General features: G+C 65.6%; 13 protein-coding genes. 6 read left to right on the forward strand and 7 right to left on the reverse strand.

Annotation, left to right across the window (positions count from 1 at the left end; translation table 11 throughout):
- Positions 1-45: 45 nt before the first annotated feature.
- From ACQP2D_RS04075 to ACQP2D_RS04090, 4 genes are all read left to right on the forward strand, one after another.
- Complete coding sequence (locus ACQP2D_RS04075; RefSeq protein WP_433682389.1) at positions 46-915, forward strand: 3-hydroxybutyryl-CoA dehydrogenase; 870 nt, start codon at positions 46-48, stop codon at positions 913-915.
- Positions 916-1,260: 345 nt separating this feature from the next.
- Positions 1,261-3,567 (forward strand): 5-methyltetrahydropteroyltriglutamate--homocysteine S-methyltransferase, encoded by a 2,307-nt coding sequence (gene metE / locus ACQP2D_RS04080; protein ID WP_433682390.1) that lies wholly within the window; start codon positions 1,261-1,263, stop codon positions 3,565-3,567.
- Positions 3,568-3,676: 109 nt separating this feature from the next.
- Positions 3,677-4,096 carry a VOC family protein gene (locus ACQP2D_RS04085; RefSeq protein WP_433682391.1) on the forward strand — a complete coding sequence of 140 codons (420 nt, stop codon included), beginning with the start codon at positions 3,677-3,679 and terminating at the stop codon, positions 4,094-4,096.
- Entirely contained in the window at positions 4,096-4,662 is a 567-nt protein-coding gene (locus ACQP2D_RS04090) for a TetR/AcrR family transcriptional regulator (protein ID WP_433682392.1), read from the forward strand. Before ACQP2D_RS04085 ends, ACQP2D_RS04090 begins: the two co-directional genes overlap by 1 nt.
- 240 nt (positions 4,663-4,902) lie before the next feature.
- Here the strand turns inward: ACQP2D_RS04090 and ACQP2D_RS04095 are convergent, their stop codons facing one another.
- Both ACQP2D_RS04095 and ACQP2D_RS04100 read right to left on the reverse strand, forming a co-directional pair.
- On the reverse strand, positions 4,903-5,634 hold the full coding sequence (locus tag ACQP2D_RS04095) for a ZIP family metal transporter (RefSeq protein WP_433682393.1): 732 nt from the start codon (positions 5,632-5,634) through the stop codon (positions 4,903-4,905).
- A 138-nt stretch (positions 5,635-5,772) separates the two neighbouring features.
- Positions 5,773-6,348: a TetR/AcrR family transcriptional regulator gene (locus tag ACQP2D_RS04100; protein WP_433682394.1), complete on the reverse strand. Its 576-nt coding sequence runs from the start codon at positions 6,346-6,348 to the stop codon at positions 5,773-5,775.
- A gap of 124 nt (positions 6,349-6,472) precedes the next feature.
- Here ACQP2D_RS04100 and ACQP2D_RS04105 point away from each other — a divergent pair, with 124 nt between their 5' ends.
- On the forward strand, positions 6,473-7,762 hold the full coding sequence (locus ACQP2D_RS04105; protein WP_433682395.1) for a phthiocerol/phthiodiolone dimycocerosyl transferase family protein: 1,290 nt from the start codon (positions 6,473-6,475) through the stop codon (positions 7,760-7,762).
- Positions 7,763-7,769: 7 nt separating this feature from the next.
- Here ACQP2D_RS04105 and ACQP2D_RS04110 read toward each other — a convergent pair whose 3' ends face one another.
- Positions 7,770-8,975, reverse strand: a complete 1,206-nt coding sequence (locus tag ACQP2D_RS04110; protein ID WP_433682396.1) for an AI-2E family transporter — start codon at positions 8,973-8,975, stop codon at positions 7,770-7,772.
- A gap of 105 nt (positions 8,976-9,080) precedes the next feature.
- Complete coding sequence (locus ACQP2D_RS04115; protein WP_433682397.1) at positions 9,081-10,133, reverse strand: NAD(P)-dependent alcohol dehydrogenase; 1,053 nt, start codon at positions 10,131-10,133, stop codon at positions 9,081-9,083.
- 108 nt (positions 10,134-10,241) lie between these two features.
- Here ACQP2D_RS04115 and ACQP2D_RS04120 point away from each other — a divergent pair, with 108 nt between their 5' ends.
- Complete coding sequence (locus tag ACQP2D_RS04120; RefSeq protein WP_433682398.1) at positions 10,242-11,363, forward strand: S1C family serine protease; 1,122 nt, start codon at positions 10,242-10,244, stop codon at positions 11,361-11,363.
- Between the two features lie 24 nt (positions 11,364-11,387).
- On the opposite strand, the gene ACQP2D_RS04125 is transcribed toward ACQP2D_RS04120, so the two are convergent.
- From ACQP2D_RS04125 to ACQP2D_RS04135, 3 genes are all read right to left on the reverse strand, one after another.
- On the reverse strand, positions 11,388-11,954 hold the full coding sequence (locus ACQP2D_RS04125) for a vitamin K epoxide reductase family protein (protein ID WP_433682399.1): 567 nt from the start codon (positions 11,952-11,954) through the stop codon (positions 11,388-11,390).
- Complete coding sequence (locus ACQP2D_RS04130; protein WP_433682400.1) at positions 11,951-12,730, reverse strand: DsbA family protein; 780 nt, start codon at positions 12,728-12,730, stop codon at positions 11,951-11,953. The genes ACQP2D_RS04125 and ACQP2D_RS04130 overlap by 4 nt, the downstream gene beginning before the upstream one ends.
- 145 nt (positions 12,731-12,875) lie before the next feature.
- Positions 12,876-13,721, reverse strand: coding sequence for a polyphosphate kinase 2 family protein (locus ACQP2D_RS04135; RefSeq protein ID WP_433682401.1), 846 nt, complete (start codon positions 13,719-13,721; stop codon positions 12,876-12,878).
- Between the last annotated feature and the right edge of the window lie 54 nt (positions 13,722-13,775).

Here is a 13,775-nt window from a genome sequence, read left to right on the forward strand (position 1 = left end):
GCCACCAGACACCCGACAGCCAGACAAAACCAGCAGGAGCGGGACGTGAGCAGCGAGAAGATTCAGCGCGTCGGCATCATCGGTGCCGGACAGATGGGTGCGGGAATCGCGGAGGTGTGCGCACGGGCGCATATCGACGTGCTCGTCTACGAACAGACTCGGGAACTAGCCGCGGCGGGCCGCGCCCGCATCCTGCGCTCGCTGGACCGTGGCGTGAGCAGCGGCAAGATCACCGAACGCGAACGCGAACAGGCTGCGTGGCGCCTGCGGTTCACCTCCGACCTCGGCGATTTCGCCGACCGCCAGCTGGTGGTCGAGGCGGTGCTCGAGGACGAGAAAGTGAAGACCGCCATCTTCGCCGAACTCGACAAGGTCGTCACCGATCCGGACGCCGTTCTGGCCTCCAACACCTCCTCCATCCCGATCATGAAGATCGCCGTCGCCACCGCCAACCCGGAGCGCGTGGTCGGCATGCACTTCTTCAACCCGGTGCCGGTGTTGCCGCTGGTCGAACTGGTCACCACGCTGAAGACCAGCGAGGCGGTGTCCACCCGCGCCGAGGCCTTCGCCAGCGATGTGCTCGGCAAGCAGGTCGTGCGCTCGGCCGACCGCTCCGGCTTCGTGGTGAACGCGCTGCTGGTGCCGTACCTGCTCTCGGCCATCCGAATGGTCGAATCCGGCTTCGCCACCAAGGAAGACGTCGACAAGGCGATGGTGCTCGGCTGCGCCCACCCGATGGGGCCGCTGGCGCTGACCGACCTGGTCGGCCTCGACACCGTGAAGTCCATCGCCGACTCCATGTACCAGGAGTTCAAGGAGCCGCTGTACTCGGCGCCGCCGCTGCTGATGCGCATGGTCGAGGCCGGACTGCTCGGCAAGAAGACCGGTGCGGGTTTCTACCAGTACAAGGTTTGATCTGATCGCGTCGCTCCTGGTCTCGGCACCGTGATGGTGGTTGCGTCGACACGCGAGCAACCTCGACGAGTGAGCCCGACGAGCGACGTCGGCCCGTCTCGCGGCCGCAGCGGTCGAAGCGACTCGACGTAGTCGCGAGTCTCGACCGCTCGGTCGCGAGATACAGGGCCCCGAACACCCGGCGCCGCAGGCGCCGCAAATCAGACAAAGCCGATGCCGTTATCGGCATAGGCTGCAAGAAGGTCGGGTCTTGACTAGCGGCTCGGCCGAAACCGAGAGCGCAGCGCTGTTGCGGGGTCTGGGTCGAGGACACCGCGCAGGTGATCGAAAGGGAGTACCCCGCTCATGGTCAACGTCCAGGACGGTTACGGATCGAGCATTCTCGGTTACCCGAGGATCGGGCCGCATCGGGAACTCAAGCGGGCGCTCGAGGGCTACTGGCACGGCGGCATCTCCCGTGACGAGTTGCTCGCGGTCGGGCGCGATATCCAGGAGCGGCAGTACAACGGTCTCGCTGCCACCGGCCTGACCCAGGTCCCGGGCAACACCTTCTCCTTCTACGACCACATCCTCGACAATGCGCTGCTGTTCGGTGCGGTGCCCGCGCGGTTCAAGCCGTTCCAGGACGAACTGCACCCACTGGATTTCTACTTCCTGATGGCGCGCGGCCGCCCGGATCTGCCGCCGCTGGAGCTGGTGCGGTTCTTCGGCACCAACTACCACTACCGCCAGCCCGAACTCGATGAGAACACCGAATTCTCGCTGCACCCGGAGGCTTTGCTCGACGAGTGGGATCGCGCGAAGGATCGCGATATCGAACTGCGCCCGGTGATGGTCGGACCGGTGTCGCTGCTGCTGCTGTCCAAGGCGGGCCATATCCCCGGTGAGACAGGCGGTTTCGACACGCTGAGCCTGCTCGACAAGCTGCTTCCGGTGTACGAGGAGCTGTTCGAAATCCTCGCCAAGCGCGGGTCCACCTGTGTGCAGTTGGACGAGCCGTGCTTCACCAGTGAGCGCACCCCGGCCGAATTGGCCGCATTCGAGCGAGCCTACCAACGGCTTTCGACGGCGGCGCTGCGCCCGCGCATGCTCGTCACCGGACAGTACGGCGATTTCGGTGAGGCGCTGCGGATTCTGGCCGAGACCAATGTCGAGGCCATCGGAGTGGATCTGGCGAGCTATCGGATCCAGCCCGAAGAGCTCGCCGAAATTCCCGGCATTCGACGTAAGCGCCTGTACGCGGGCGTGATCAGCGGCCTCAATGTCTGGCGCGCGGATCGCTACGTGACACTCGAATACCTCAACGAGTTGGCCAAGGTCTGCCCCGATCTGGTGGTGTCCACCGGCACGACGCTGCTGCACGTGCCCTATGACGTGCTCGCCGAATACGACATCGAGGGCCATGTCGCCGACCGCCTCGCCTTCGCGCAGCAGAAGGTCGGCGAGGTGGTTTCGCTCGCCAAGGCGCTGACCGAGGGCCCGTCGGACAAGTGGCGCAAACGGCCCACCGAGGTGCACTTCAAGCAGAAACACGCGGTGCGGCAACGGGTTTACGCGATCACACCCGATATGCGTACCCGCGAACCCTACGACGTGCGTCGCGAAGCCCAGCAGCGCAAGCTGAATCTTCCGTTGGTGCCCGCCACCACGCTGGGCTCGTTCCCACAGACCGTCAGAATTCGCCAGGCCCGCTACGACCTCGGTCAGGGCAAACTGTCCTACGACGAATACCGCAAGAAGATCGAGGCCGAGATCGAGGCCACGATCCGCCTGCAGGAGGACATCGGCCTCGATGTGCTTGTGCACGGCGAACACGAGCGCAATGACATGATCCAGTACTTCGCCGAGCTGCTCGACGGCTTCGCGACCACGCACTTCGGCTGGGTGCAGGTGTACGGATCGCGTTGTGTGCGACCGCCGATCATCTACGGCGATGTCTCGCGACCCGCGCCGATGTCGGTCGAATGGATCAGCTACGCCCAGTCGCTGACCGATCGGCCGGTCAAGGGCATGGTCACCGGACCGGTCACCATGATCGCGCGTTCGTTCGTGCGCCAGGACCAGCCACTGTACGAAACCGCCGACCAGGTCGCACTGGCCATTCGCGATGAGGTTGTCGATCTCGAACGTGCCGGTATTTCGATCATCCAGGTCGACGAACCCGCCATTCGCGAGCTGCTACCCATGCGCCCGACGGGGCGCGCCGAATACCTGCGCTGGGCGGTCGCGGCCTTCCGCTTGGCGACCTCCGGAGTCAAGCCGGAGACCCAGATCCATACGCATATCGGCTATTCCGGGCGCACCGAGGTGGTCGACGCGATCGAGGAACTAGATGCCGATGTCACCGCGATCGTGGCCACCCGCTCGATCGAATGGGTGTTGAAGGCGCTCAAGGAAGACTCCGCCTCGGGCCACGGCCTGAGTCACGGTGTCGGTCCCGGTGTCTACGAAAGCCGTTCGGCGCGCATCCCGGACATCGATGAGCTCGACGAATTGCTCACCGCCGCGGCGGAAGCCGTGACGCCGGAACGGCTGTGGGCGAATCCGGACGGCGGTTTGAAGACCCGTCACTACTGGCAGCTGGAGCCCTCGCTGCGCAATATGGTCGCGGCGGCGCGCCGGGTCCGTCGGCGGGCGGCCGCGGCGGAGTAGCGCCGAAGCAGCAGGCCGCCTTCACATCTCACGATGTGGCGGCGGCCTTTCGCTGGGCGTGATCGACGGCATATTCAAATCGGTACGGTCCGTACCGTATTGTTCGGGTATGGCTGATCAGGCTTGGCCCGAGTCGTTGCCGGTGGCGCAGGTTCGTATTGCCCGGCCCACCGATCGCCTAGCAGAGGTCGTGCGGTTCTACGTCGAGGGGTTAGGACTGCGCGAGCTCTACCGATTCGAAAACCACGCGGGCTATGACGGAGTAATGCTCGGACTGCCCGGGACCGGGTATCACCTGGAGTTCACCACGCATGTGGACGGCAGCCCGGGCACGGCACCCAGTGCGGAAAACCTACTGGTGCTGTACTTCTCGAACGAGTCACAGATGTTCGACGTGGCACAGCGACTGGGCGAATTCGGCGTGGAACCCGTCCCCGCCGAGAATCCGTATTGGGCCGCCAACGGCGGCCTGACCTTCCCCGATCCGGATGGTTGGCGCGTTGTCCTGATGCCACGTCCGGTGTTCTGATGCCCGGCCGCGCCCGCGAAGACCGCATCGATATCGCGATCCTCGCGGCGGCCCGAGAGCTATTGGACGAGAACGGCTATGCCGAACTATCCATTGGCGGGGTAGCGTCCAGAGCCGGTCTGCACCGGCCCGCGATCTACCGCCGCTGGCCATCGAAACGGCACCTGGTGGTCGATGTCGTGGCAGACCTGCTCGGTCTGCAACCAACGCCGGACGCCGGTAACCTGCGCGCCGATCTGACCGTCGCAATGCGGAATCTGGTTGCGGCACTGCGCGATACCTCACTCAGTCGGGTATTGCCCGCGCTGGTCGCCGATCTCGCCAATGATCAGGACCTACGCACGCATTTCCTGGCCACGGTCTTCGAACCGCGCAGGCGCAGCACCGCGATCGCACTGCGATCGGCGATTCGCCGTGGCGAAATCGATCCGAATACCGACCTGGATTTCGTCCTGGATGCCATTGTCGCACCGATCTACTACCGCGCCCTCTTCGGTCACCTACCGCTGACCGACCACCTCGCCGACCAGTCGGTCGACGCCGTGCTCCGCGTGATAATCCGCTGACCGTTGCCCAACCGCAGCGGGCGGGATGAACCGCCCGATTCCCGGTGTTGATCCGGTGACCTCTGTCGCAACACTGCCATCGGCCGCGAGCATTGCCGACGAACTCGGCGCGCTGGCCGACGCCTGCTCGATCTGGCTGCCGGTCCCGCTCCCGCATTCGCCGACGCGATGAGTTGGATCGCCCAAGGGGTGCTGCCGCAACTCGAAAAGCGCTGATCCCGTTGCGTGTTCGACGCCGATTCAGTGGCTCAGGGCGGCGACCGCGAGCATGAGGGTGGCGCCGGTGACGGTGCAGGCGAGGGTCAGGCGGGAGGGGTGTTCGGCGTGTGCCTCGGGCAGGATATCGGCGGTGGCCAGGTAGAGCAGGAAACCGGCGAAGTAGCCGAGATAGAGGCCGGCGGTTTCGGCGGGAACGCGGATGACGGTGCCGATGACCGCGCCGACGACCGGTGCGATCGCGTCGAGGGCGAGCAGGGTGATGGCACGTTTGCGGGCGCTGCCGTAGAGGGTGGTGATGGTGAAAGTATTGAAGCCGTCGGCGAAGTCGTGACAGATGACGGCGATGGCGACCGCGACGCCGACGGTGGCTCCCGCCTGGAAACCCAGACCGATGCCGAGGCCGTCGAGGGTGCTGTGGAAGATCAGCCCGGCCGCCGCGAGTAGTCCGACGGATTCGAAACCGTGTTTGTGCGCACCGAATTCGCGTTCGTGACCGGTATGGATGGCGACCGCGCGTTCGATCACGTGGATGGTCACGAAGCCGACGACAGTCGCGATGAGCGCCGCCGGAACCCCGAGTGCGCTGTGCCCCTGCTGCGCCAATGCCTCGGGCAGCAGGTCGAAGAAGACGACCCCCAACATGACCCCCGCCGCCAACCCGAGCACCAGATGCCTGCGGTCGCCGATCCGAACCGCCACCAGCCCGCCGACCAGCGTCGAACACATCGAAACCAGCGCAAGCAGAATCGCCATCGGTCCAGCATCTGCCACCGATCCGCAGCACAATGCGATATCCGCCCTGCGTGTTCGCCGGATATGTGCCGGTGGCTAGGGTTTTGCCTTTGCGGGGGTGCAGCTAGGACATCACGTTCGCGGGCATTTCGCCTGCGGCTACGGCGCCGACCGTGGCTGAGTCCGGGCCACAAGCGCGGCGAGGGTGCGCAGGCCGGTGGTGATATCGGCGGCGGTGGGGGCGTGTTCTGGGTCCACCAGATGTTGGACCAGCAGGCCGCCGATCATGGTCTGCAGCACATCGCCGAGCCGAGAGTCCGGCTCGGCCGGGCCGAACAGGTCGGCGAGTCCGGTGCGCGCCAAAGCCTGCGCGGAGCCGATCTCGGCGCGCAGTTCGGGGGAGTGTAGCGCCTGGGCAAGGCTTTCGACATTGGCCGACCACAGCGCGGGATTCTCGGTGAACGAGGCGATCAGCCGCTGGAGGAACTCCCGCAGGCGGGCGGCCGGATCGGCGGCGGCGCGGTCGGGCAGTGACTCGAGTATCTGCTGCACGGCGGTCGCGCTCGACTCCATCATCGCCTGATTGAGCAGCTTGTCGCGGGTGCCGAAGTGGTAGTTGATGGCAGCCAGATTGCTGCCGGACGCGGCCACGATATCGCGCACGGTAGTGCGCGCGTAACCGCGTTCGGCCAGGCATTGTTTGGCCGCGGCGAGCAGATCTTCTCGGGTTCCCACGGTCGCACCCTACCAGTTCGGCATACACCTGTTTGTGACGAACGTTTCAAACACACGTCTGTGACAAACGTTTGAAACAGTTGTATGTTGAGGGCACCGCCCACTCCGAAACAGGAAGTACGAGATGACCACGCAGCGACCGATTTCCCCCTTCGAGACGACCTACTTCGACTCCGGCAGCAAGCTCGGCAGTGTGCCGACCGGCGATATGCCGCTGTTCATCGGCTCCACCGTGCACGGTTCGCTCGATATCGAGATCTTGCGCCGCGTCCTCGATGAACTGTCGGCCGCGCATCCGCTGCTGCGCAGTAAGCCGGTGACCGACGCGGACAATGTGCTGCACTTCGTTCGAGACGACGCTTACCGACCGCGCCTCGAGGTCGGCGATGGCGGCGAAGCCGAATATCTGAGTCTGGTGAACGGGCCACGGGATTGGCGCGACGGTCTGTTCCGCGCCCATCTACTGCGCGACCGTGATCGGGATCAGATCGTCCTGGTCGTTCACCACGGCATCTCCGACGGCAGATCGGCTTTCGCGCTGCTGGCGCAGATGTGGCAGCGCTACACCGCGCACGCGACCGGAAGCACACTGCCGCAACCGGAATCGGATCAGCGGCTGCCCGCGGCCATCGATGACCAACTCGCCGGCGTCATCTCGGACGCCGAGGTCGCCGATTGGCTCGACCAGCTTCGGGCCGGTGCCGCCACCATGGGTCCGGAATCCGCCCCGCGTACCCTGCCGCAGGACGGCGGCGGCACGGATCCGCTCGGTCGTTTCGCGGTACAGCGCATCGAACTGGACGCCGAGGAAACCCGGACACTCATCGATGCGGCGCGCGCACACGGCCTTTCGGTCAACAGTCTGCTCGGCGGCGCGGGCCTGATCGCATTCCGCTCGCAGCTCGAGCCAGCCACCGGACCGCTGCCGATGTTCTGCGGACACGCCGTTGACGTGCGGTCCGAGGTGGATCTGCCCGCGAGCACCATGCTCAACTGCGCATCCGGCGCGGGTACTTCCGCGATGGTCTCGCACGATTCGAGCCCGATCGAGGTCGCGCACCAGGTGGCCGCGGGCATGCGCGCCGCGCAGGAGCGGCGCGAAGCCGCGGTCTTCCTACTGGCCGCGCAACGCGTCCGGGACGCGCCGACCGCCGCGATCCTGTCCGCCGCGCCGACCCTCGCGATCTCCAATATCGGTCGCCTGCCACTGCATTCGACACCGGATGGCATCCGAATCATTCGCGACGATGTGTATGCAATGGGTCCCGGTATGCCACCCAAGCTGACCATATTCACGGTTGGCGAACGGCTCACGATTCAGGTCGAATACGACACCGCGCAGCACAGCCGAGCGCAGTTGGGCAAGGTGAGTCTGGCGCTGATCGCCGCACTCCAGGGCATCAGCGGCGCATAGCCGGGTGTTATTCGGTCGGCGGCCGCCCGCTGCCGGTGAGACGAATGGTCAACTGCCGAGTCCACTTTCGTTGCTTCTTCGGCGGCGGCTCGGTCTTATCGGCATCGGTATCCGCCTCGACCTCGTAGCGACGGATGTAGGCACCGGCGAATGCCTGTACCGTCGCGGTGACCGGAATCGCCAGCAGCGCACCGGTCGGCCCGAGGATCGCGGCACCCGCGATGACCGCGCCGAATGCGACGGCCGGATGCATATCCAGTGTGGTCGCGGTGATTCTCGGCTGCAGGACATAGTTTTCGAACTGCTGGTACACCAGGATGAAGCCGAGAATCCACAGCGCGCTGGATGGGTTGTGGACCAGCGCGACGAGCACCGGCAACGCACCGGCGAGGTAGGTGCCGACGGTCGGGATGAACTGCGAGACAACGCCGACCCACAATGCCAGCGCGAACGCGGACGGCACATCGAGCACGCGCAGTGCGGCATAGTGCGCGATCGTGGAGCACAGTGCGAGCAGCCCGCGCGAATAGATGTAGCCGCCGGTCTTTTCGACGGCGATATCCCAGGCGCGCAACACATGTCGCTGGCGGTGCGGCGGCAGCAGGGAGCTGACCGCATTGCGGAAACGCGGTCCGTCGGCGGCGAAGTAGTAGGTGAACAACAGCACGCCGAGGGCCTGGAAGATCGCACCGATCGCGGCGGTGCCCACGCCCCAGGCATTGCCGGCCAGTCCGACCAGATAGCGGTCGATGGTGGAACTCCACTCACCGAGATATTTCTGGACATCCTCGCTGGATAGATGGGTTTTGAAGGTGCGATTGACCCAGTCGATGGCCTGATCCGCATTATCGGGCGCGTTCTTGACCAAGGTGGTGACCTGGTCGACGAGCAGCGCGCCGAGCGTCCACACGAATGCGACGGTGGCCGCGGTCAGCAGCAGGAAGACGATCCCGGTCGCCAGCCCGCGCCGCACCCCGCGCGCGGCAAGCCAATTCACCGCGGGCTCGATGGCGAACGCCAGGAACAGCGAAACCAGCAGAACCCGCAGAAAGCCCTGCAACTTCTGCAGCACCCAGAAGCCGAATATCAGCCCGGCCACCGTCGCCGCGGCGAGCAGGAACGCTCGCAACAGCCATGGCGGCGGACCCGCCGTCACATCGGCAGTGACGACCGCCGTTTCGGCGGGCGGCGTTCGATCTTCATCCGCAGACACACCGCCAAGCTACTGAACCGGACACGAATTCGCGCAACGACATGCGCGCGACCGCGGCACGGCTCGACTCGGTCGCGCGCACCGAATACGTCCGGCGCGCCCGTACTAGATCGTCGACGCGTCGATCACGAACCGATAACGCACATCACTGGCGACAACCCGGTCGTAAGCCCCGTCGATCTCATCGGCCGAGATCAGTTCGATCTCCGCGCCGATTCCGTGTTCGGCGCAGAAATTCAGCATCTCCTGGGTCTGTGCGATACCGCCGATCATCGAGCCCGCCAGCGCGCGACGGTACCCGGCGATGGTGAAAGCCCTGACGCTCAACGGGTTTTCGGGCATGCCGAGGATCACCAGGGTGCCGTCCAGTCTCAGCAGGCGCAGGTAGTTGTCGATCGGCAGGTCGGCCGAGACGGTATTGAGGATGAGGTCGAATCGGTTGCGCAGGTCGCGGAAGGTCTGCTTGTCACCGGTCGCGTAGTAATGCTGCGCACCGAAGCGCTTGCCGTCGTCCTGCTTGCTCAGCGAATGGCTCAGCACGGTGACCTCGGCTCCCATCGCCGCGGCGATCTTCACCCCGACGTGTCCGAGTCCGCCCATGCCGATGATCGCGACCTGTTTGCCCGGTCCCGCGTTCCAGTGCCGCAGCGGGGAGAACAGCGTGATGCCCGCGCACAGCAGCGGCGCCGCCACATCGAGTCCGATGCCGTCGGGAATGGACAGCACGAAGTTCTCGGTCACCACGACCTGGGTCGAGTAGCCGCCCATGGTGTGACCGCCGGGCTGGACGGCCGGGTCCACCGGGGTGTTGTAGGTCATGGTGGCGCCGTTGTCGCAGTACTGCTCTTCATTCGCCAGACATGGACCGCAGACGCCGCAGGAATCGACCATGCATCCGACACCGACCCGGTCGCCGACCCGATGCCTGGTCACCTCGGAACCGACCGCGGCGACAATGCCGGCGATCTCGTGGCCGGGGACACAGGGGTACTTCGCCCCACCCCATTCGTCGCGGGCGGTGTGGATATCGGAGTGGCAGATGCCCGCGTACTTGACATCTATCAGCACATCGCGCGGCCCGAGTTCGCGCCGCTCGATGACGAGCCTATCGAACTGCCCATCGGGCGCGGACATCGAATACGCGGCTGCAACGCTCATGCGTACATGCCTACCGTCGCGTGCGCAGGTTTGCCAAACGCAGCGCCTGTTGTGCATCTGCTGGCCACAATGGAAATCGGTCAAAGGCCCAGCCGGAGGCGGGAGACGATGGACGACGAACGGCACCGTGCGCCCGAGGGGCAGCGCGTCGACGGTGGCGGGCGCGCGCTCGCGCTGCTGTTCGCGGTCGTGCTCGCGGTCGCGGCCTTCTTCGGCTTCCGCGGCGAGCTGTCGGAATGGACCTCGCCGTCGGGTGCGGACGACTCCGCACCCGCCCTGCTCGAACCGCTGCCGCCGCTGGATCCGGCCGCGGTGGCGCGGGCCGTCCAACCGGCACTGGTGAATATCAGCACCTCAGCGGCCCCGCTCGGGCTCGGTTCGGCCGGATCCGGGATCGTGCTCACCACCGACGGCCAGGTGTTGACCAGCCATCACGTGGTGAAGGGAGCCGATACGGTGACCGTCACCGATGTCGGCAACGGCGCGGTCTACGGCGCGAAGGTGCTCGGTTACGACTCCGGCGCCGATATCGCGCTACTGGAACTGTCCGGCGCCGCCGACCTGATGATCGCGCGCGTCGGCAGCTCCGCCGATCTGCGCATCCACGAAGAGGTGCTGGCCATAGGAAATGCGGGCGGCACCGGCGGCACCCCGACCTCGGTCCAGGGCAATATCACCGATCTGAACAGCACGATCGTCGCGCTCAACGCCTCGGATCTGACCCGCAAATCACTGACCGGGATGGTCGAGATCGCCGCGCCGGTCAGTGCGGGACAGTCCGGTGGTGCGCTCGCCGATCCCGGTGGCACGGTGGTCGGCGTGATCACCGCCGCATCGGGGGAGACCGCACGTGAGGTCGGGCGCACACCCAACGGCTATGCGGTGCCGATCGATACGGCCATGCGGGTGGTGTACCAGATTCGTTCCGGTACGCCCACCGAGACCGTGCACATCGGGCCGACGGCGACGCTCGGGGTGCTGATCTCGGATGCGAAACCCCGTGGGGCCCGGGTCGACGTCGCGCTGTACGGCTTACCGGCATACGCGGCGGGACTCATCGACGGGGATGTGATCACCTCGATCGACGGCCGTGACATCACCAATGCGAAGGCATTGCGGGCCGCCATCAATGTGCGCAAGCCGGATGACACGGTGCTGCTCGGCGTCACCGGAGTAGGCGGTGCGCAGCGGAAGGTCAGCGTGGTGCTCGCGCTGGGCACACCGAACTGACCGGGCACACCGAACTGATCTCGCCTAGACCAGCGACAGCCAGTAATCCTGGAACTTCAGGAAGACCAGCAGCAGCACCACCGCGTAGAACAGCGCCACAAAGGTCCAGCGCCATTCGACAACCACCCCGAGCGGGCCGCGCGAATCACCCCACACCTGTTCGGTGGCCACCGCCAGCAGCGGGGTGATGATCGCCCACACCACCATGCAGTACGGGCACAGCGCGCCGATCCGGTACAGGCTCTGGAAGATCAGCCAGCAGATGAAGATCGTGCCGAGCACGGTGCCCACCCACAGCCCGCCCCAGATCCAACGCGGAAAGCGCACACCGGAGACGGCGAGTACCGCGAGGGTGACCACCACCGAGAAGCCGACGATGCCGATGATCGGATTGGGGAATCCGAACCGGGCGGCCTGCTCGGTGGTCATCACATTCCCGCAGGACAGGATCGGGTTGATGCTGCACGAGGGGGTGTAGCCGGGATCGGTGAACAGCTTGAACCGCTCGACGGTCAGCGTGACCGAGGCGAGCCAGCCGGCCAGCCCGCCGATCAGCAGCACCCAGGCGGATCTGGCCGAGGAGTTGTTCACTGGCCCGCTGCGGCGGCGATCGCGGGTGCGAGGCCGCCGGGGGTCATCAGCTCCTGGCTGGACTGGATCTGCTTGCCATTGACGAAGACCGACGGGGTCGACTGGATTCCGCTCTTCAGCACATCGTTGGTCTTGGCCTCGATGTACTTGTTGTAGCTGTTGTCCTTGATGCACTGTGCCACCGACGAATCGGTGTAGCTCGCGCTGGTCGCGATCTCGATCAGCTGATCGTCGGTCAGGCCGGCGCTCCCTTCGGGGGGCTGCTTTTCGAACATCGTGGTCAGCCAGCCGAGGTACTTCGACGGATCCGACTGGGCGACGCAGTAGGACGCGTTGGCCGCGCGCGAGGAGTACTTGGTGGTGGAGGCCTTGTCGAGGAAGGAGATCACGTTGTACTCGACGACGGCGGTGCCCTTGTCGACGGCGTCCTTGATCACCTGCGCATTGGCCGCCTCGAAGGCCTTGCAGGCCGGGCACTGCAGGTCGGCGACGACGCGGATGGTGACCTTCGCGTCCGGCTTGCCGATGCGGATCGCGCCGTTATCGGTGATCGTCGCGGTGCCGCCGTTGAGCAGTTGGGCCGCGGTGGCCGCGATGGACGGGGTGGCCCCCAGATCGTTCTTCTTGGCGTTCTTCACCGCGATCCCGATGCCGATCGCCGCGATGAGCCCGACCAGTACGATCGCCACGCCCACCTGGATGAAGATCTTGCGGTTGCGGTCGGCGCGCTCCGCCGCCAAGAGCGGATTCTTCTTACCACCCGGTTTATTGCTCACCGTGCGTTCACCACGCCTTTCGCTTGCCTGCCGGTTCTCTGCCGCCACGATGGTAGATCCGGAACTCACCCAGGGCGTGGACGGGCACGGCCCACATCATCCGTGGTCAACCTGAGAGGAACCTTGGCCCCGGCAGAACGCGTGCTCAGGCCTGTTCGAGGCGGCGCTGCTGCTCCTCGACATCGAACTGCGCCGGTGGCCAGTCGAGTTTGAGCCGGTCCAGCGCGTCGATGAGCAATTCGGTGACCGCGAGGCGGGAGAACCATTTGCGGTCGGCGGGGATGACATGCCAGGGGGCATAGTCGGTCGAGGTGCGGTCCAGCATTACCTGGTAGGCCTCTTGATAGGCGGGCCAGTAGCCGCGCTCATCGATATCGGCGGGGTTGAACTTCCAGTGCTTGTCCGATCGATCCAGGCGTTCGCGCAGCCGCTTCTTCTGCTCGTCGAGTGAGACGAACATGGCGACCTTGACCAGCGTGGTGCCCTCGTCGAGCAGTTCCCGCTCGAAGGCGTTGATCTCGTCGTAGCGCGGCTCCCAGACCTCCGGCGGCACCAGGTTGTGCACCCGTACGACCAGCACGTCCTCATAGTGCGAGCGGTCGAAGACACCGAGCTGTCCGCCGCGCGGCAGTGCCTTGCGAATGCGCCACAGGTAGTGGTGGCGCTTCTCCTCCTCGGTCGGCACCCCGAAGGAGGCGTGGTCGACGCCCTGGGGATCCACCGAACCGATGACATGCCGGACGATGCCGCCCTTGCCCGCGGTATCCATGCCCTGCAGTACGAGCAGCACGCTGCGGGTATCGCCGGAGCGGCCGCTGGCGAAGAGCTTTTCCTGCAGATCCGACAGCACGGCGGTGCGTTCGGTCAGCAGTTCCTGGCCCTGTGCTTTATCGCCCTTGAATCCGGGCGTACGGGAGGTGTCGAGATCAGCGATGCGTAAACCATCGGCCCGCAGGGCCTCGATGGGCGGCAGAGACCATTTCTTCGCCATTCGAATATCGTATGGCTGTTGTCGCGGCCGCGCGGGCGCGAACGGGTCGCTCAT

The sequence above is a fragment of the Nocardia sp. CA-119907 genome (assembly GCF_050955995.1).
Classification (GTDB): Bacteria; Actinomycetota; Actinomycetes; order Mycobacteriales; family Mycobacteriaceae; genus Nocardia.